This is a genomic window from Rubritalea squalenifaciens DSM 18772, assembly GCF_900141815.1.
GTDB lineage: Bacteria > Verrucomicrobiota > Verrucomicrobiia > Verrucomicrobiales > Akkermansiaceae > Rubritalea > Rubritalea squalenifaciens.
In genome coordinates this window covers 1098468-1118024 of sequence record NZ_FQYR01000002.1, presented here as the reverse complement: position 1 = coordinate 1118024, position 19557 = coordinate 1098468, and the positions used below count along the sequence as shown (strand labels likewise).

The following is a 19557-nucleotide window of genomic DNA, read 5'->3' as shown; positions in this document are numbered from 1 at the left end:
GTAGTTTGCAAGTGCAGCCAGACAGTCTAGTATGTGACTGCTTGTAATGCCTGAAAAAGAAGACATCACCCCCACCAAAAAAGCAAAGCGCAAGTGGACGAGACGCTTGGGCTGGACTGGAGCCGTTCTGCTGGCCTTAGGCTACACCCTGAACGGTCCTGGTGCACGCTGGGCGGTCTCCTACGGATTAGACAAAGGGCTTGAGACACAAGGCATGTCTGGCTCGGCAGAAGTAGAGGGTACGCTGGCGAGTGGCTTCGTGATCCAAAACTTGCATTACTCAGGTGAGCAAGGCCTCCAGCAGCTAGAAGCGGACAAGCTAGTGCTCGACTATCGTATCCTCGAGCTCCTAGATCAGAAAATCCGGGGAGTTTCGCTAGAGAACGCCCGCGTCGTCATGGACGTTTCCAAATTCCCCCCCAGCAAAGAGGACCCAGAAGACCCGCACGCCAAACTGCGCGAGACCCTCTCACTTGTACGAAGCTGGGTAGAGCAACCTGAAATCACCATCACAGACTTACAGCTTAGCCTACTCCAAGAGGGTGACCCCTTTGCTGATTTCTCCCTCAGCGAACTAAGCCATGCCTCAGGATCCAGCGATTTTCAGCTGAGCGGCTTCACCGCCAAAGACAGCACCGGCTCTAGTACTGCTGAGCAAGTCGTCAATCTGACCTGGCAGGAGTACTCGGCCACTCTTGACCGCTTCGAAATACTTCCAGGAATTGCCCTGAGCTCCGTAAAGGCGGACTGGCAGCAGTACCCGACAGGCTCCGGCACACTTTCATTCTACGACGCAGAGCTCGACATCTCCGTGTGCGAGAGCCTGAGTGCCAGTCTCACTAACGGACAAATCACCACCCAGGCCGTTCAGTTCCACCTGGGCATCCCTCTCCCAGTAGAAGCGGTTCTGAGCCAGCTTGAGCTGGAAATCAATAACTGGCAGGAAACGCCAGTTCCCTCTTGGGAAGTCCAGGCCAAACTCGCTGCGGATTCGCTGCAGTTCAATGAGTATCTCGCGAAAGACCTCGGCCTGGACCTCAGTCAAAAAGACCAAAGCTACACCCTTAAACTCGAAACCAAGCTCAATGAGACTGAGCTCTCAGCATCTGCAAAAGGCTCATGGTCTGACCCTGAATCCAAAGAATGGTGGAAACACACCAAACTCGACTATGCCCTCGAGACCACCAAGCTAGGAAATATCGCAGACCTATGGATCGAACTACCAGAGGGTATCGAACTTCAGCAAGCTGCCATGAAACTCAGCGGGAACCTCAGCCTGTCTGGTGAGGTCCTTGATCAAGTCCAGGCAGAAGCAAGTGTTCGTGGCATTCAGGCAAGAGATTCCAGCATTCCAGAGATCGCACTTTCTGCCGACTATCACTCTTCAGGTACAGTCACAGCATCGGCAAACTCCCCCGAGCGCTTCGAACTGGAAGCTTTTTACGACTTGAATAGCCAAGATTATTCGGGAGCCATCTCATTCAGCGAGCAATCTCCTGAGTGGATCAATGCCTTACTCGAAATATTCGAACTCAAGCTAGCTGCGGGAGGTCCACTAGACTTTGCCTGGTCAGGAAAAGGAAACATCGACCTGAAGAAACCACAAATCGGCACCCTCAAAGTCAACCAGCTAGAGCTCTCGCTTCCTGAGATCCCAAAGCTCTCCGCCTCCACCAACGTGAGCTACCAGTGGCCTGACAAGCTGGATATCCATTCTTTGTCTATCAGAGAAGAAGACTGGTTAGGGCAAGCCCAGTTGAACTGGGATGGAAAAAGTATCTCTATCAAGCAGTTTGGCATTCAGCGCGACAAAGAGCCTATAGCCACCATCACAGGCAACATCCCTTACCATACTGAAATCACCACTCTCAAAGAGTTTCTGGGGCAGAAAACGGCATGGAACCTGAACGTAGACACCAAGCAACTCTCACTCGCCAAACTAAGGCAATGGTTTGCCTTAAAGACAGCTCAGGAAATCAACGGCTCTCTGGAACTTGATTTCAAACTCGCTGGCTCCCCCAGAGCTCCTAGCATCAATGGCCTGATGAAAGCCATCGATGTCTCGGGTATTGATGACGAGCACATCGCTCCACTTAATCTATCAGTCGACTTCCGGTCTGAAGAAGAGCAACTTAGGCTCTCGGCTGAACTCTCAGAGAACCAAGACAAACGCATTGCCCTCAGTGGCACCTTCCCTTTCACCCCAGAAGCTTGGCTCGAAGACCCCAACCTCCTGGAGACTTTGTTAGATAAATCCCCCATAGACGCCAAACTAACGATTGAAGAATTACCCTTGGCTCGCTTCAAAAAATTCATCCCAAAGATCGAGTCTCTAGAGGGATCGATAACAGGCGAGGCCAATGTCAAAGGAACGATTCATGACCCTAAATTCCAAGCCGACATCCAAGCTGAAATCCCTCAGCTCAAGCTAGGGTTTGAAGAATTTCGCGATGCGAGGAACCTCAAACTCAACGCTAAAATCTCAGACTCCTTACTTGCCGACCTAGAACTCACCGCTCAGATCAACGGTGGTGATTTCAAGATCTCCGGCAAAGCTGATCTCAACGACTTCAAAAACCCCAGCTTCGATATCGACCTCATGACCAGATATGCCCTGGTGCATCGGGACGACCTAATCTCAGCAAGGGCAAACACCAACCTAAACCTAAAAGGGACACTCAAGGAGGCTACGCTCTCTGGCAGAATTGGCTTGGTTGAATCTCTGCTCTACAAAGATATCGAACTCCTTCCCATAGGAGTCCCTTCCTCAGCAGTAGCGGAAGTCAAGCTCCCAGCTATCGATCCAGAGAAAGCGGAAGACGGGCTTCCTATTCCGGAGCCCTTCGGCGAATGGAAACTTGATCTAACGATTCTTACAGAAGACCCCATCCTTGCTCGTGGTAATATCGCCTCCGGTTTCATCCGCGGCTCCATCAAAGTAGGAGGAACCCTGAAAAATCCGGAACCAGACGGCAGCCTTTCTATCAGAAACGTGAAAGCCAAGCTCCCCTTCAGTCTGCTAGAAATACCCAAAGGCTCGGTCATCTTCACTCCGAAGAACGGTCTAGTGCCCACGCTCGATATCCGCGGCAAGTCCTCGATCGGCAATTACGATGTGAGCGTCTTCGTCTACGGGTCCGCGTCATCGCCAAAAACAGCCTTCACCTCCTACCCTCCTCTTCCTGAAAGCGAAGTCATGGCCCTGATCGCCACGGGCTCTACAACCAGTGGCTTGGAAGACCAAGAAGTGGCCGCCTTCAAGGCCCTCCAAATCTTTCTCATCAAAATGCGCCAAAAAGCAGAACAACCAGGAGGCAATCAACTCTTTGTCGCCCTGCTGAAAGGAGTAGAAAACCTCAACCTCAACGTGGGAGAAAAAGATGCATTCACGGGACGTGAATATTACTCCGCCACCATAGAGCTCACCCCCCAATGGCACCTAACAGCCCAAGTAGATAATGAGCAGCAAACCCGAGGCTTAGTCATCTACGTGATCAGATTCCGCTAATGCATCCCCGCCACATTCCCATCTACTCATCACTCCTTATAGGACTCAGCCCTCTCGCGCTAAAGTCTGCGGAAATTCGTGTGACCGGGCTGGCACCAGGTCAGCAAAAGGAAATCATCGACAAGCTAACACCCCGCCTAGACTTCGTTACCCGTCGTGAGCCATCTCCTTGGCGAGCTGATGATGCGGCCTTCTTCCTGAAACGCATCCTAGTTCGCGCAGGTCATGCGGAAGCTACAGTCGACTGGAGTCTGCCCGGTGGACAAATTATTCAGCTTACGGCACGCCCAGGCATCCGATATGTGTACGGCGAAATTAACACAAACGAACTGGGTCCACTCACTCAGGAAGAACTACGTAGTTACTTCCTGCAACCTGTGGTCGAATCCGAGATTGTAAAAGAAGACGAAGCCCCCTACATCCCCAAGTTTACCGCACTGGGAGCTCAGAACGTGGACAACTACCTCAAATCTCAGGGCTATTGGTCATCCTCTGTCACTGTCGTCAGTGAACAATATGACCGACAACAAAAAGACGTAGATATCACACTTCGTATCAACCCAGGCCCAGTCCACATTCTTGCCGTCCCCTCATTCCAAGGAGCTAAAAGTGAGGACATTCAGGCTCACTTGGCTGACATCAAGCCTTACCTTGGCAAAACGGCAAATACGGAAAACATCACCAAAGTCAGAACTGCTGTAGAAGAGTACTACCGCAAGAAAGGCTTTCACTTTGCAAAGCTCACCATGTCATCAAAGCACCGAGCTGACTCTGTGAGGCTCACCTTCACCATCGACCGCGGACTTCGCTACAAGGTCGAGGACATCCGGATCGCTGGTAACAAAAAGACCAAAACCAAACGTATTCGGCGCTTCTTCGACGATCTTAAAGGCGAGTATTACGATGCTCAACATTCGGACGAAATTCTCAGAAAAGCGCTCTCAACAGGGGCATTCCGCAGAGTGACCGTCACTCCAGTTCCTCAGCCAGATGCCATGCTGGACTTGGAAATCAATGTCGAGGAGGCCAAAGCCAAATCGATTCGCTCTTATCTCGGACTGGGAACGTTCGAAGGTGGTATTGCAGGGCTCTCCTACACAGACCTGAATTTCAACGGTGAGCTACTTCGCTTCAATGCTCGCGGCGAGTTGTCAGGCCGGGGTTTTCTCGGTGAGACCAGCCTCACAGAACCATTCTTCCTAGGTGAGCCGCTCAGTCTAACCGTCAGAGCATTTACCCTTCAGCGCCTCTATGACGCTTACGACAAATTTGAAACTGGCGGTGAAATCTCTCTCACCTGGTCTCCTAAAAGAGAATACTCGACCAGACTTTACTTAGGAGGCTCCTACGTCACGACTTCCTCTTCAGATCTCACTCCTCTGGAACTTGGTCCAGATGATTACGTTCACACTAAATTAGGCATTATCCAGAGCATCGATTTCAGAGACAATACGACGCTTCCTTCAGAGGGCTTCCACGGCCAGGCAAAGTTAGAGACTGGCACCGTGGCTGGTGATTCAACCACCTCCTACGTCCTCGCCAATATTGATACCTCCTATCGTATCAGGCAGGGGGAGAGGAACCACTTCATTGCTAGCTTCAGCACTGGTGCTATCAGGCCCGGTGACTCAGCAGACCTCCCCATCGACCTCCGCCTCTTTTCCGGCGGCGCCGACTCAGTCAGAAGCTTTGATGAACGGGAGATGGGACCGCGCTCATTCTCAAATGATCCTCTCGGTGGCGAGGCCTACTGGAATGCCAGCCTCGAATACGTCCGTGACATCAGAGAGCCCATACGCGGAGTCGTCTTCTTTGACATGGGCCAGGTCTATTCAGACATCTCCAGCTGGGGTTTCAACAATCCCTCCTATGCAGTGGGTTTGGGTATGAGGATCGACCTACCGATCGGGCCAATACGTCTTGAATACGGTCATAACCTCAACCGCAAAGATGGAGAACCTGCAGGTACACTCCACTTCGCCATTGGCGCTACCTTCTGATAAAAAAAGCGAGACCTTGAGCAGGTCTCGCTTCGGAAGTTTCTGGCAACTTGCTTCCTAGCGCTCGGAAATTGGAGGCACTGGAGAAGTCGTTGCAGGCCCCACATACTTGGTAAGTGGGCGGTACAAGCGGTTGTCCTGAAGCTGCTCGAGCACCTGGGCGGTCCAGCCAGCCATACGCGCGATACCGAAGATCGGAGTGAACAGGTCAGTAGGAATGCCCAGTGAGTAGTAAACTGTCGCAGAGTAGAAATCTACGTTCGCATTGAGTCCCTTGCGCTCACGCATGATGGTAGCAATACGCTCAGACATGTTGATCCACTTGGCTTCACCAAGTTCTTCGGTCAGCTTGACGGCCATCTTCTGGAGATGTGGAGCACGTGGATCGAGCACCTTGTAGACACGGTGACCAATACCCATGATCTTCTTCTTGTGAGTCAAGCAATCTTCGACGAATGCATCCACTTTATCCTCACTGCCGATTTCATTGAGCATCTTGATCACACCTTCGTTAGCACCACCATGAAGTGGTCCCTTGAGTGTGCCGATGGCAGAAGTCATGGCACTGTAGAGATCGGAGAGAGTTGCGATGGTGACACGAGCAGAGAATGTGGAAGCATTCATGCCGTGGTCAGCGTGAAGGATGTAGGCGATATCCAGTGTCTTAGCTGCTGCTTCACTTGGCTCTTCACCATTGATGAGGTAGAGGAAATGAGCTGCCTCAGACAGATCGTTACGAACTGCTGGCAGATCCTTGCCCTGTCTTGCTCGGTGGTAGTAGGCCACGATAACTGGAGTCTTGGCTACAATAGAGAGCGCCACTTCACGGTTCAGCTCGTGATCTGGCTCACCAATCTTGGCACGCTTGTCAAAGATACCCAGCATGGAGACTGCCGTACGAAGGACATCCATTGGAGTCGCGTCTGCTGGCAAGTTCTTCAGGAAGTCAACCACCTGCTCTGGAAGCTCGCGGTCATTACGCAGCTTCTGTTCGAAAGCTTCAAGTTCAGCAGCATTGGGCAAACGGCCATTATGAAGCAAGAAAGTCACCTCCTCAAAGTTGCAATGCTCTACCAGATCATCAATGCTGTAACCGAGATACGACAACTTGCCCTCGAGGCCTTCCACCTTGGACAAGGCAGACTCGTTGGCAATAACTCCTTCCAAACCTTTTGCGTAATCGCTCATAACTTCTTTTCTAAAATTCTTCTCAGTGGGTCCATCCCACGTGACGGAAATAGAAAAGCAGTTCGCGGCGTACAATCAAGGGTGAATGCTGTTCTCATAATGAATTAATCGACACAATTTGATCAAAAACGGCTCATAGCGTCACAATTTCTGCACATTGATACTTTTTTCAGTTTGCTATTCAGTAAATTCCAAAGACCACTAAAGTCACCACGTGCCAACGATTCTCTCCATTGAAACCAGCGTCCCTCAGGCCTCCATCGCATTATCCATCGATGGACAGGATATGCTTTGCCGCCATTTCGAGAGTCATCGCCAGCAGAACCAACTTCTTTTCCCACCACTCGTTGAGCTGCTAGACTCTCTTCCTGATGGATGCCAGTGTGACTACATTTTGGTAGGCACCGGTCCAGGCAGCTATTCCGGCTCTAGAATCGCCATCGCAGCGGCCCAAGGAATTGCCATCGCTCACGGATGCCCCGTGATCGGACTCAGTTCCCTACTCGCTACCCCCATTACAGCTGACGGTGAAGCCGCCACAGCCGTGGGAGATGCCAGACGCGGCTCCTTTTTTACCATCGACATTCCAGCTAACTCAATGCCCGGCGAGCCCAAGCTCATGGACCAGGAGAGCTTCTATCAGACCCTATCGAAGCTGAATACTCCACTCTTCACCTTTGAAGAGTCACTGGATCTCCCTGACGGAGTAGCCGCACCGACTACTTTACCCACCGCGGACCTCTTGATCACCGCCTGGAACCGACTTCCCTCAGAAGAGAGAGAGAGGCTAATCAAGACTCCCCCTTCCCCAGCTTACCTGCGCGCACCGTTCATCACCAAGGCCAAGCCTGGCCACCCCTTGCTTCGCAGAAAATAATCACCAGCATGAGCCAAAAGCCGTCCGCGCCCCGACCTTTTCTTGATTCCGCCCCCGCCCTCCCATCCTGGCTGAGAGGCGATGGCTTTCCCGCCAAGATCAGGCACCTCATTGAATCTATCTTCGGCATCCCCAAAATCCGTACTCTATTCGCTCAGGCAGCCGACAATCCTCACCCGGATTTCTTCACGAGTGTTCTCCGCCTTTCAGGCATCCATACCGAAGCTGAAGGCGTGCACGAAGCCATCCCAAAATCAGGAGGAGTCATTGTCATCGCCAACCATCCATACGGTGGTGCCGATGCCATGCCTCTCGGCTCACTATGTATCCAAGCCAGGAGAGACACCTTGATCCTGGCTAATTCGGTGGCCGAGGGCGCCAGAGGCCTCTCCGATTGGCTCATCCCTCTGAATATTCTTTCTGAACCGGGAGCAGGCAAAAAAAATCTGTTAGCCCTGAAAAGAGCCAGCAACCACGTCAAACAGGGGGGATTACTGGCCGTCTTCCCTGCTGGCGCAGTCTCTTACTACCAGAGTGACCAGGGCAAAATTCTCGACCCGCCATGGTCGGAGCACATCGCACGCATCGCGATCAAGACCAATACCCCTGTCCTCCCCATCTATTTCAAAGGGCAAAACCCTCTTTGGTTTCAAATTCTGGGAGCCAAGGTTCCCTTCTTCCGCACCGCCGCCATCCCACCAGCCTTTCTAGCCATGCGTGGCAAAACCATTGCCTGCAGTGCAGGGGAACTCATCGCCCCAGAAATTCTGGCCGCGCAAGCCAAGCCTACCGACTACCTCCGAGAGCAAACCTACAGACTAGCCGAGTCTTAAGCTTAGCCTAATCCTCGAAGCCTTCGTCCTCAGGCAAGCCCGAGCCTCGCCCCGCCGCAACAGCCAGCGTGTCGCAGCGCTCATTGTGGACGTTCCCAGCATGCCCGCGCACCCATTTCCAGTCCACCTTGTGACCATGGGAGGCGGCATAGAGACGCTGCCAGAGCTCGGCATTTTTGAGTTCCTTACCCGGCCCCCTAGACCATCCTTTGGCCTTCCAGCCGAAAACCCACCCTTTGGTCATGGCATCGATGACGTACTTGGAGTCGGAATGTAGGCTCACTTCACAGGGCTGCTTCAAAGCTTCGAGCGCTACAATGGCCGCCATGAGTTCCATCCGGTTATTCGTCGTCCTTTTATACCCTCCACTCAGCTCTTTCCGGCGACCTGCCGCCATCATCACCACGCCATAGCCACCCGGCCCCGGGTTGCCGCGGGATGATCCATCCGTGTAAATTGTCACCTTGTGCCTCACGCCCCACTGCCTAGCCTACCTTTTTAGAATTTAACATTTCGAAATTTAAATTAAACAAGCCTCATGCGCATCGACATCCTGACCCTGTTCCCTGAAATCGCCCTCGCTCCCTTGAGCGAGAGCATCATCAAGCGTGCCCGGGAGAAAAACATCGTCAGTATCGAGGCCCACAACATCCGTGACTGGGCTAGTGGCAGGCACAAAAAAACCGACGACTATCTCTGTGGCGGCGGCCAAGGCATGCTGCTAAAGCCTGAGCCCATCTTTGCAGCGATCGAGCAACTGCGCACACCTGAGTCCAAAGTCATCCTCATGACGCCACAGGGCAAGCCTTTCAAACAGGCCGTTGCCAGAGAGCTGTCCGAAGAAAAGCACCTCATCATTCTCTGCGGCCATTACGAAGGAGTCGACCACCGGGTGATTGAACAACTGGTGGACGAGGAAATTTCTATCGGCGATTATGTTCTCACCAATGGCGCGATCGCCGCAGCCGTTGTTACCGATGCCATTGTACGTCTGCTTCCCGGAGCTCTCGGTGATGAACGCTCCCATCTGGATGAGTCTTTCTCAGACCCTAACATGCTGGAAGCCCCAGCCTACACCAAGCCAAATACCTTCCGGGACATGGAAGTGCCAGCCGTACTCCTCTCAGGTAACCACAAGAAGATTGCGGAATGGAAACAGGAACAAGCCCTACTGAGAACCCGCCAGAACCGCCCTGACTTGTTAGACGAGGGTTAACTATTTCTCGGAGCTGCAATAGTCTGGCCAGCGACATACTTTGCCGGCACAATATTGACATCAGACTCCAGCTTCCCTTTTTCCAGCCACTTACAGACTTGATTAGCCATTTCCTCTGAGGGAAACCGGAAGCGCTCCAGCGGTGGATCAAACCACTCAGCTTCAGGCTGGTCATTCAGCAACACCATGGACACGTCCTGCGGAACTCTCAATCCGGCTTGGGCTAGACAACAGTGTGCTGCGACCAACTCTTTCCAATCCAGAAAAACAAAGGCTGTCGGCAAATGGTTTTTGATCATGGACTGAACCATCCCTCTGATGACATCAGGCATGAAGTAAGGGCTCTCTGGATTATGATAAGACTCCAGATAAACAGATCCAGCTGACTCCACAGCGGTCCTGGTGACCTGTTTGATTTTTTCTTTGAAGCCATCCGCCCGGTCATTCAGCGGCAGAACAATTTTACGATGACCTTTTTCGACAAGTAAGGACAAAGCCTGTGCAGCAAGATCCGGCGAACTCACTGAAACGGAGGTGACCTGCCGCCCCTCTTTGGTCCCCCCCAGGAAGAGAATCTTAATATTGTTCTTCTTGGCCCAATCAGCGATCGCCGGGCGTCCATACACAGCGAGTACAGGAGTATTTTCATCCGCCTGAATGAGTGTATCCCAGGACTTCTGGACTGTTTTCACGTGCACAAAGTTCACCACCTGGGTCCTCACCTCCCATCCTTTTTGAACGAGCTTGTATTTAATCCGCTCCAGAATCGTACGTGTGGTATCCACCAGCTCACTGATCTCCAGATGAGAGAGAATCAAAACCGACTTCTTGGCCTTACTTACTTTGACCCCTTGCTTTTGCACCCACTGGGGCTTCACCCGATAGGCTTTGCGCTCACCAGGACGCTCCAGCACTCCCTCCTGCTCCAGATGACCCAAGGCTTTGAGAACCGTTGGAGGACTCACCCCCAGACGACTGGCTAGAACCCGAGCTCCCGGCAATTTGTCATTCCACCCACCGCGGGCACACTCTGCCCTCAGGGATTCGACAACTAATTCAAAGGTACTCTGCTGGGGCAATCGTTTCATATTGGAACAAGCTTTGTTCCAATGTACACGCCAGCCATTTCTGCACAACCATTTTAGCAGAACAAGGTCTACTCATCTCTTTATCACTCTCATTCTAAGCATGATACTGTACTGACATGTAAGCTAGATAGGCTGTTTTTCTAAAACTCCCAATCAACAGACAGCATGTACTTCAAGGCCTGGCTGAGTCCAGGCTCCCCCTAAACTAAACACAGACAAGTAACACAAAAACTATGAAAAATAGGACTCACACCAAGAAAATCTGCACTGCGCTAGCTGCCTGTGCTCTTAGTACTTCTGCTTCGTCATTAGCTGCCACCATTATCACTACCGATGCGGACACCTTTGTTCAAGGCACCACAAACACCACAAATCACGGTTCGGCTGAAAGCCTACTTGTAAAACGCAGCTCTGCCGGTGCAGGCTCCCAATTTACACGAACAACTTGGATTCACTTCGACACCACTACCCTAACTGGTGTTGCCACAGCTGCAGATGCCAGCTTCACCATCACAGTTGACGGAGGCGGCACTAATGTTACTTCAGGAACCATCTCTCTGTGGGGTATCGTTGATGGCCAAGCAGGTGATGCTTTGGGGACTGATTGGACTGAGTCAGGTATAAACGGAGCTAATGCCCCGCAGAAACCAGACTTTACAGACGGCGCCATAACACAATTATTGGGTACTATCACTCTGGACGCTACTAATACTGCTGACGGTGCTAGCCACATTTTCACCTCTCCTGAACTGTTAGGCTTCCTCCAAGCCAACAGCAATGACGAGGTCACCTTCATGCTCACGCGCAGTCAAAATGATGGCAACTTCACATACTATTCAAAGGAAAACACCTCAAGTATGGATGCCGCTACACTATCAATCACCCCTGCTGCGATCCCTGAGCCCACCTCCAGCGCGCTCATTGGCCTCGCTGGAATCGGCTTCCTGCTCCGCCGCCGCAGATAATCTCTCCTCTCGAATCTACTCAAAACACGGATTCACCCAGAGCCATCCTCACTTCAGAGGATGGCTTTTTTGGCATTAAGCTGCAGAAGTACTAGGGCCCCGAACCTCTTGAACTCGCCTCTCCTTGGATCCTGTAAGCCTTTAAAAAGGAAGACATCCGGCACCATTAACCCCTCTTCGTCTGACTAAACCTTTTACCAGTTTATAGATGCATTGCCTGCTTCCAGTCACTTCATGGAAGTACTAAAAACATACTCCAGCTTTACTCATATTGGTGCACTGATGGCTTCTATACGAATCACTGAAAACCAAAGCGTACAAGCAGACCTAAGCAAAACACAGGCAAACCCTTACCACTTAGAACACATGCAAATGAACCTAAAAACCTTAGGGGCAATCACCGCCCCCTTCCTCATGCTCAGCAGTGCCGCAGAGGCAGCGACGCTGGCTCAGTATCTCTATGATGCCAACTCAAGCAGTGAATCAGCATCATCCGTGCTGTCCGGAGTGACTGCTGGCAACCTCAACGACTCAACATTCGATATCAATGATTACCGCAACACCAATTTCGGAAGCGCTAGCTTGCCATCCGGATTTTACTGGAAAGTGGCGAACCATAATGTCGATGCCAGCACGGACATCACTGACACAGGCACCCCCACAACCTCCTATCTGGGTTTCACGCTCTCAGCCTCGAATGTCGGAGAATCGCTGACCTTTGATACGTTCTCCTTTGAATGGGGGTCTGCCAAGGATGGGTCTAGTGCCAGGACAAGCGGTGATCAAAACTACCGCCTCTTCTACTCCATTGATGGAGGAACCAACTTTACCCACCTAGGGACTGGTTCGCTTGACTACTCGATCACCAATGTTCCCGGAGACGGCACCTACATTGCTCCGACTGTCAACGTGGATATCAGCTCTATCGGAGCTCAGTCAGGGGATGTCGAGTTCCGACTGTATTCATGGTCTGTAGATGGAGCGGCAAACACGGCCACCCTCATGCGCAACTTTGAATTCACTGGAGCTGCGGTTCCAGAACCTACATCAAGTGCGCTCATCGGCCTCGCAGGCATCACTTTCCTGCTCCGCCGCCGCAGATAAACCAACCTCCCGAACCTACTCAAAACACTGATTCACCCGAAAGCCATCCTCAATTCAGAGGATGGCTTTCTATGGGACTTAAAATCCAAAAATTACAGGCGGGACAATAACTCTCACTTTACCCGGCCCCTTGTCTTCCATCTTGGAAATCGCCGTCACAACTCCCTTCTCAAAATCCACCTCCACCTTTCCTTTTTCCTCAGTGGTGATATGACTGAGCTGACGGAAGGTATTCCCAGTTCGCGGATCCGTAACGTATGTGTAATGCTTCACCTCTTCGGTATCGATGTAGGACCACTTGCCTGTCTGTCCATCCTTAGTGATCTTACTTTCCTTGCGGGTCGGCTCTCCAAGAGAGCGGAACACCTCCTCAGAGCTCATCCCGATCGCTACCTCGTTCTTGCTGATGAGCTCGCGCACCGCGAGTTCTCGCTCATAGAATTTTTTTAGATTTTCCACAAACTCTGGATCTTTCGAGGCCAGATTTTTCGGAGACACCCAGCCGGATACCTTTCCATGCTTGGCCATTCCCTGCACCTTGTAGCCTTTGTCAGTCATTGCCAGCAGAGTCACCTTCGTGTCTACGGGATAAGCCCCGAGCCTCCTTCCACCTTTCTTACTGGCAAAGATGGTAGCTGGTTTGATCACCAGAAGCTCAATGGCCTTACCTCCTACCTCCTCCATATAGACCACATCAGGGTCACTATTCAGCAAGGATTCCGCTGGGGACGCCATCACGAGCGCCGTGGACATCAGGAGGGTTTGGATCAACATTTTCATGGCTACATCACTATAGTACAACAAGGCTCATCACACTAAGCCGAAATATGAGTATTAGACGATTCCCGGATTCATCTATTCACGGGAAAATTCCAACTCGCCAAATTATATTCTGCAAGTAACCTCCCCACATCAATCAACTGCAGCACAGATTATGACTGGACCACTATCACAGAAAATGTTCGCCAAGGCCAAAACGCTCATTCCTGGGGGAGTAAACTCCCCGGTACGAGCCTTCAAAAATGTGGACGGAGACCCATTCTTTGTCCGCTCCGCATCAGGCTGCCGTATCAAGGACATCGACGACAAAACCTACATCGATTACGTAGGCACCTGGGGACCAGCGATTCTTGGCCATGCTCCTATCGAAATCACCCAGACGATCCACGAGGTCGCAAAGCAAGGAGTCTCTTTTGGCTGCCCCTGCCCCTGGGAGGTCACCATGGCCCAGACCATCGTAGACTGGGTACCCTCTGTGGAAAAAGTCCGCATGGTCAACTCCGGCACTGAGGCCACCATGTCTGCTATCCGCCTGGCACGTGGCTTTACCAAGCGTGACAAGGTCATTAAGTTCGAGGGCTGCTACCACGGCCACGTAGACCACCTTCTGGTCGCGGCTGGATCAGGCGCACTCACCCACGGCGAACCAGACTCCGCCGGCGTCCCTAAAGATTTCTCCAACCAAACCATCGTTCTCAAATACAACGACACAGAGGCCCTTCAGGAGACTTTCGACAGCATTGGCGACCAGATCGCCGCCGTCATCCTTGAGCCATTCCCAGCGAACGCCGGCCTCATCTTCCCACGCGAAGGCTACCTCCAGTTCCTCAGAGACATCACCACAAAGCACGGCACCGTACTCATCTTTGATGAAGTCATGACCGGCTTCCGTCTAGCCAAGGGCGGGGTTCAGGAACTCGTAGGCATCACACCAGACCTTACCTGCATGGGCAAAGTCATTGGCGGAGGCCTCCCTGTCGGTGCCTTTGGCGGTCGTTCAGACATCATGGATCACCTCGCACCAGTCGGTGCCGTCTATCAGGCAGGTACCCTCAGCGGGAACCCTCTGGCCATGGCCGCAGGCCTGGCACAGCTCAAGGCCCTGGACGAAGCCAAGGGATACGACCAGCTCGAAAGACTCGGTGCACAGTTTGAAGCTGGTCTGCGAAACCTGCTCGCAGAAAAAGGTCTGGGCTACACCCTCCACCGCGTCGGCTCCATGTTCTGCCTCTTCTTCACCGAGAAAGAAATCTGGAATCTGGATGATGTATCCGGCGCAGATATGGAAGCCTTCAAGAAGTTCTTCTGGGCGCTCATCGACCAAGGAGTCTACATCGCACCATCCCCATACGAAGCCGGCTTTATCTCGCTCGCCCACTCTACTGGCGATATTGATGATACTCTGGATGCCATGAGCACCGCGTTCAAAGCCATCTAACGGGCTAAGGGTAAACCGAAATTTGAATCATCTTCCGCACGCCGACTCCGGCTTGCGGAAGATTTTTTTTATTCAGCTTAAGGAATGTAGCGGGACTTGTCCCTGAAGAGCTTCTGAACCTCTTTCTTGCTTAAGCCGCGGTGCCAGAGGTAGAGTTGGTCGATCTGAACCGGCACATTAAATATCGCACGGAACACCTCATCGGTACCGATGAACAGATCCTTACCTGTGTACAACTCTCTTGTATTTGGAATATCTACTTCTCCTGCAAAATTCCCGTCCTGATAGAACTTCGTTTTTGCTCCATTTTCAAAGACTATCGTGAACATATGCCAATTACCTGCAGACACAAGCATCTGAGAATCTGCAATTCTCGTCTCCTTGCCGTCATAGGTATTCAAACGGAACTTCATGGCCTCCTCGTTCACTGGCACTGCGGCAATACACCATCCACGTGAACCTGGAAGATTGTACTTCTTGTTACCAATGATCATCGGTCCACGCTCCCACTGGCTTGGTGCCTTGATCCATAAATTAACCGTACTCGCGCTGTAGTTCTCGATGAACAAGCCACTCTCTTTGGGAATGCTATAGTAATTTTCCGGCCCCAGAACGAGCGCCTTCCTGTCTACCCCCTCACTATAGTCGAGATTATTGTAGGGCTCAATCGCCGGACTGTTGCGGTTGATAGGTAAAAGATCCTGGTCAAAGTTCCAGCCGTAGGCCAAGCCTCGGAATAGCTCACGAGTTTCTTGGTCCATCTCCTCCGCCTTGGTGGCCTTTTCCACCACAGCCTCCTCATCCGATGATCCGTCAGATTTTTTCGGCTTATCATCCCCACTGGCAGCCACGAGCCCAATGATGATGAGCAAGAGAATACCTCCGCCCACGGATGAGGCGATGATCTTCTTCTTGGTAGTATCCAGGAGTGCCCCAATACCTGATGCAGGCTGAGCCACCCCCACTCCTGCTACGCCCAACTGAGGGCTGACCGCTGCGGCCGGAGCCTGCGCAGACATCACGGGTTGTGTAGACGTAGCTGCTGTAGCTGGACGGATCTGAGAACCCGTTAGCAGTTTCGGGCGATTATGTGGCGCCACGGTCTGGGCACTTGTGCTAGATGCTGGCTGCACACTAACGACCCCCGTGAGATCCATAGGAATCGCTTGCAAGCCCCCTACCTCTGGAAGAGCGGCAAGTGCCTCGGAGGCTGTTTGGAAAGCTTGACCACCACCCACTGCCGTCATGCGGTTCAGCCATTGGACAAAGTCTGCAGGCATATCATTACGGAACTGGTCAATCGATGGCAGCTGGCCATCCTCGTACCCCTGAAGAATCGCTGGCAAGGCCATGCCTCCGAATGGGTGACCTCCTGCCAGGCAATAATAGCAAAGCTGACCGAGGGAAAACAGGCTGCCTGCCTCGTCCTGATGCTCACCACTCAATTGGCTCGGAGACAAGAAAACGGGATCACCCAGCACTCGTCCTTCTTCCCCCTGAATGGCATTGTGAATCTCGGCAAATCCGATATCCGGCAATAAAAATCGATTACCCTCCCCTGCATTCTCACCCACGAGAATCAGCATAGGGTTCAATGCTGAGTGATAGAGGCCTTCCTTCGCGGCATCTACATAGGCGTGCAAGAACTGATAGGCCATCTGCCTTACGGAGGCCGCCATCATGGGTCCACAGTTAACCACATCACTCAGACGCAATCCCTGTGGCTCATCCATGACCAAGAAAGGTCCCTGGTCATCCACCCCATAATCAATAACCGCTGGCAGGCTTGGATCCTGGAGTCTTTTGAGCTTCACGGCATGGGCATGGAAGGTCTCGCGCCAGATATCTTTCTTGTCAGAATCTCCCTTCGCAAAGCGATGCACCAAAACTGTTACTTTGTTAGTCTGGTCAAGCGCCTCGAATTGTCTTCCCATGGGAAGTGCGAGCTTTTGCTTTTTTACAAAAAATCGATCGTCCATTGCTCTGAGGTTTTCTAAAGTGGGTGGTTTTGATGTTTGTGTGTGGGTACCTGTGAGAGGTACAAAACACACCTAGCAAATCCACGCAAACAACCAAGAGTTCTTTTTGCGGCATCAGGGGATTTATCCCTCTATGGCGTGTTTTATTTCATCAGGTATAAGAACTTCATTCTTGAAACCCGCCGCCGCTGACTCTACCTATTCCTCACATCCCTTGAGGGCCCATGGTATAATGGATAGCACGTCGGTTTCCGGAGCCGAAGATCCCAGTTCGATTCTGGGTGGGCCTACCACTCCAAAACTCGCCAAATCCTTATTAAATAAAGGATACAGAGCGATTCTTGAATTTTCCTCTATTCTCGTCCATTCGCTCTCCCAAAGTGAGACAAATCAGAGACAACTTGAAAAACTAGGCATTTCAAGACACGGAACAACCATCGCCTCCTAATAACTTGACCGTCTAGCAAAGTCTCGTCAGCTTATTTCTCATGGCTGAAACTGCAAATATCGCCCAAATGGCAGAGGAGGTATCGACTCGAATTTTTAGTTTATTTGGTTGGCAACTATGTGGGATATTCGATGCGAACTACGATTGCTGCATTGAGGATCATAGCAAGAAAACCCACCCATACGATTGTGTTTTTTACTACGATGACCCAAGAGTGAAAAAGCGGATATACTTGGTAACTGATCTCAAGAGCTACGCAAAAAAGACTATTACCCCAAAAAAATTAGATACACCATTACGCAACATAGCCAAAGCTGTTGAGTGCGCTTACTTAAGCAAGGAGTGGAAGGATGAAGTCATTCATGATGATGTAAACTCATACGAAATACATGGACTTCTTTTTGTTTATAATCACGACAAAGAGTTTGATTCTAATTTTGAAAGATTTGAAAAATCCTTATCGGGAGCAAAACTTAGTTTACCTAAAACTAGTAGGGTTTTTGTAATGAACCCCGAGAAAATACGATTCTTGGAAATGATCACTAATGATCTTGAAAAAATCTTAGGCCAGAAGAAAATTTCTGACATTTCCGAATTTCGATTCTTTTATCCGAATAAATTACTCACGCCTATTCCAGAGACCACTATAGAGCGCCTACCGATTGAATTGATACTGTACCCTCAAATTATAGTGAATTATGATACTCGAAGATATGACAACCAAGAAAAAATTCGTGGGTATCTGGTATATTACGAAGGCTCAGCCAGCTCGGCAGACGAGTGTCATTTCTTGCTAAATTATATTTTACGTCAACGTCTGCTATCAGAAGATCACACCATTGAGATCAGAGCGCCTTTTGCCAGCCATAACCACGCTACTAACTTTCAGAAAGCGCAGGAACGATTGACAATGCAATACCACAATGTCCCAGAATTTAAAACTAGGATCGACGCCATTAAATTTCTTTCCATATCTCAAGCAACCAATTCATTCTCGGAGAAAAAAATAGGCCTTGATCGCCGCAACAGAGCAAGCAAATGAAAAAGTATCAACCTAATTCTAGCTATTACCCTGACGATAAGGATCTCTTGGACTTTTTCCATACAGCAAGACCTTCTACTCGCAATATAAAAAAACACCTTGCACGCTCTGGCATATTCATTTCAAAGCGCGCAGACAAAGCTGACGCATACCTCGCCTCAGCAGATATAGATTTAAGCTGGGAAAGCTGCATCGCCTTATCAAACATCGTTCCTGATAGAGTGTCCAATAAAAAATGGACTAGCATTAGCTTTGAAACCGATGAAGACTTCTCTGTTATTCGAGACATTCTAAATGCTTCCTGCACCAGCCATGATTCCACTAAGGACAACATTTCCTTTCATGGCTCAGGTAATGTTCTTGATATTGATGTCGACTACACAGAGCCAGATTTATCGCAGACACGCCTTTTTCAGCAAGTACCAAAACATTCTCAAGTAGAAGTCTCAAAAACAGATAATGGCTTTCAAATACGTCGTACTGTAGATTCAAAGAGTAACGAGCTTGTTTCAAAGTTCGAAATGAAAATAAAGAGTGAGGTTGAAAAGAGTTCAAAGAAACTAATAAGAGAGTCTATCTTATTAACAGAACTAAAATCAGCCGAAGCTAGAATTAATTTTTTCTTCAGCCTAATGGATGAGTTGGAAGGTTTTGACTACTTGGACCTTATTTCGGTCAAGGTTTCTAACATGGATTCTGAACTTCCAGAAGATGATGACGATGAAACTGACGAAGAAAAAGAATTATCTGAACTAATAAAGAGTAAAATTGCTAAAGCAGACTTTAGTGGTAAAGGTCTGAGATCAGACCCTCAAATTAAACAGTTTCTTGAACAAGGATATTTTATTAGTTCAGCTACATGGGTTGTAGAAGCAAAAGATGCAAATTGGGGGAGAGTCGAAATTCATTGCGGTTTTATGGATGAGAGCGACTCTCAAATCTTTGAATATAAAGTACCTTCCCTTCGTCCTAGAAATCTTGATGAATATGAACCAAAACGCTCCCCAAACCCATTCGAGCAGCGCCAAATATCAGACATATTAATCAAACGCGCTAAAGAGGTTTATTCAGAAATTAAGAATCAATAACAC

At 50.4% G+C, this 19557-nt stretch carries 15 protein-coding genes and 1 tRNA gene; 11 read left to right on the top strand and 5 right to left on the bottom strand.

The genetic code is table 11. The features are described 5' to 3' along the window. Positions 1-46 precede the first annotated feature (46 nt). Both BUB27_RS05130 and BUB27_RS05125 read left to right on the top strand, forming a co-directional pair. A complete protein-coding gene (locus tag BUB27_RS05130) occupies positions 47-3508 on the top strand; it encodes a translocation/assembly module TamB domain-containing protein (RefSeq protein ID WP_143158458.1) in 3462 nt (1153 codons plus the stop codon). After that, positions 3508-5508 carry a BamA/OMP85 family outer membrane protein gene (locus tag BUB27_RS05125; protein ID WP_143158457.1) on the top strand — a complete coding sequence of 667 codons (2001 nt, stop codon included), beginning with the start codon at positions 3508-3510 and terminating at the stop codon, positions 5506-5508. Before BUB27_RS05130 ends, BUB27_RS05125 begins: the two co-directional genes overlap by 1 nt. Before the next feature lie 57 nt (positions 5509-5565). Here the strand turns inward: BUB27_RS05125 and BUB27_RS05120 are convergent, their stop codons facing one another. After that, positions 5566-6696 carry a citrate/2-methylcitrate synthase gene (locus BUB27_RS05120; RefSeq protein WP_143158456.1) on the bottom strand — a complete coding sequence of 377 codons (1131 nt, stop codon included), beginning with the start codon at positions 6694-6696 and terminating at the stop codon, positions 5566-5568. Between the two features lie 214 nt (positions 6697-6910). Between BUB27_RS05120 and tsaB the strand changes: the two genes are divergently transcribed. Beyond that, positions 6911-7573, top strand: a complete 663-nt coding sequence (tsaB, locus tag BUB27_RS05115) for a tRNA (adenosine(37)-N6)-threonylcarbamoyltransferase complex dimerization subunit type 1 TsaB (RefSeq protein ID WP_143158455.1) — start codon at positions 6911-6913, stop codon at positions 7571-7573. Positions 7574-7581: 8 nt separating this feature from the next. Continuing rightward, entirely contained in the window at positions 7582-8406 is an 825-nt protein-coding gene (locus BUB27_RS05110; protein ID WP_143158454.1) for a 1-acyl-sn-glycerol-3-phosphate acyltransferase, read from the top strand. Positions 8407-8413: 7 nt separating this feature from the next. Here the strand turns inward: BUB27_RS05110 and rnhA are convergent, their stop codons facing one another. Continuing rightward, positions 8414-8869 carry a ribonuclease HI gene (gene rnhA, locus BUB27_RS05105; RefSeq protein ID WP_234991665.1) on the bottom strand — a complete coding sequence of 152 codons (456 nt, stop codon included), beginning with the start codon at positions 8867-8869 and terminating at the stop codon, positions 8414-8416. 75 nt (positions 8870-8944) lie between these two features. On the opposite strand from rnhA, the gene trmD reads away from it, so the two are divergent. Then, positions 8945-9622, top strand: a complete 678-nt coding sequence (gene trmD / locus BUB27_RS05100) for a tRNA (guanosine(37)-N1)-methyltransferase TrmD (protein WP_143158452.1) — start codon at positions 8945-8947, stop codon at positions 9620-9622. Here trmD and BUB27_RS05095 read toward each other — a convergent pair. Further along, entirely contained in the window at positions 9619-10710 is a 1092-nt protein-coding gene (locus BUB27_RS05095; protein ID WP_143158451.1) for a substrate-binding domain-containing protein, read from the bottom strand. The genes trmD and BUB27_RS05095 overlap by 4 nt on opposite strands. A 233-nt stretch (positions 10711-10943) precedes the next feature. Between BUB27_RS05095 and BUB27_RS05090 the strand changes: the two genes are divergently transcribed. Together BUB27_RS05090 and BUB27_RS05085 are read left to right on the top strand one after the other, a co-directional pair. Beyond that, the gene (locus tag BUB27_RS05090) at positions 10944-11675 is read left to right on the top strand and encodes a PEP-CTERM sorting domain-containing protein (protein WP_143158541.1); all 732 of its coding nucleotides are present in this window, start codon (positions 10944-10946) and stop codon (positions 11673-11675) included. Between the two features lie 372 nt (positions 11676-12047). After that, positions 12048-12779, top strand: a complete 732-nt coding sequence (locus tag BUB27_RS05085) for a PEP-CTERM sorting domain-containing protein (protein ID WP_159434815.1) — start codon at positions 12048-12050, stop codon at positions 12777-12779. Between the two features lie 78 nt (positions 12780-12857). Here BUB27_RS05085 and BUB27_RS05080 read toward each other — a convergent pair whose 3' ends face one another. Further along, entirely contained in the window at positions 12858-13559 is a 702-nt protein-coding gene (locus tag BUB27_RS05080; RefSeq protein WP_143158449.1) for a DUF2845 domain-containing protein, read from the bottom strand. Positions 13560-13713: 154 nt separating this feature from the next. On the opposite strand from BUB27_RS05080, the gene hemL reads away from it, so the two are divergent. Further along, positions 13714-14997 (top strand): glutamate-1-semialdehyde 2,1-aminomutase, encoded by a 1284-nt coding sequence (hemL, locus tag BUB27_RS05075; RefSeq protein WP_143158448.1) that lies wholly within the window; start codon positions 13714-13716, stop codon positions 14995-14997. Between the two features lie 77 nt (positions 14998-15074). On the opposite strand, the gene BUB27_RS05070 is transcribed toward hemL, so the two are convergent. Continuing rightward, positions 15075-16931: a LamG-like jellyroll fold domain-containing protein gene (locus BUB27_RS05070; protein WP_159434814.1), complete on the bottom strand. Its 1857-nt coding sequence runs from the start codon at positions 16929-16931 to the stop codon at positions 15075-15077. A 263-nt stretch (positions 16932-17194) separates the two neighbouring features. Here BUB27_RS05070 and BUB27_RS05065 point away from each other — a divergent pair. The 3 genes from BUB27_RS05065 (at position 17195) to BUB27_RS05055 (ending at position 19554) form a co-directional block, all read left to right on the top strand. After that, a tRNA-Arg gene (locus tag BUB27_RS05065) sits at positions 17195-17269 on the top strand. A 195-nt stretch (positions 17270-17464) separates the two neighbouring features. Then, complete coding sequence (locus tag BUB27_RS05060) at positions 17465-18466, top strand: PD-(D/E)XK nuclease domain-containing protein (RefSeq protein WP_143158446.1); 1002 nt, start codon at positions 17465-17467, stop codon at positions 18464-18466. Then, positions 18463-19554: a hypothetical protein gene (locus BUB27_RS05055; RefSeq protein ID WP_143158445.1), complete on the top strand. Its 1092-nt coding sequence runs from the start codon at positions 18463-18465 to the stop codon at positions 19552-19554. The genes BUB27_RS05060 and BUB27_RS05055 overlap by 4 nt, the downstream gene beginning before the upstream one ends. Positions 19555-19557 lie beyond the last annotated feature (3 nt).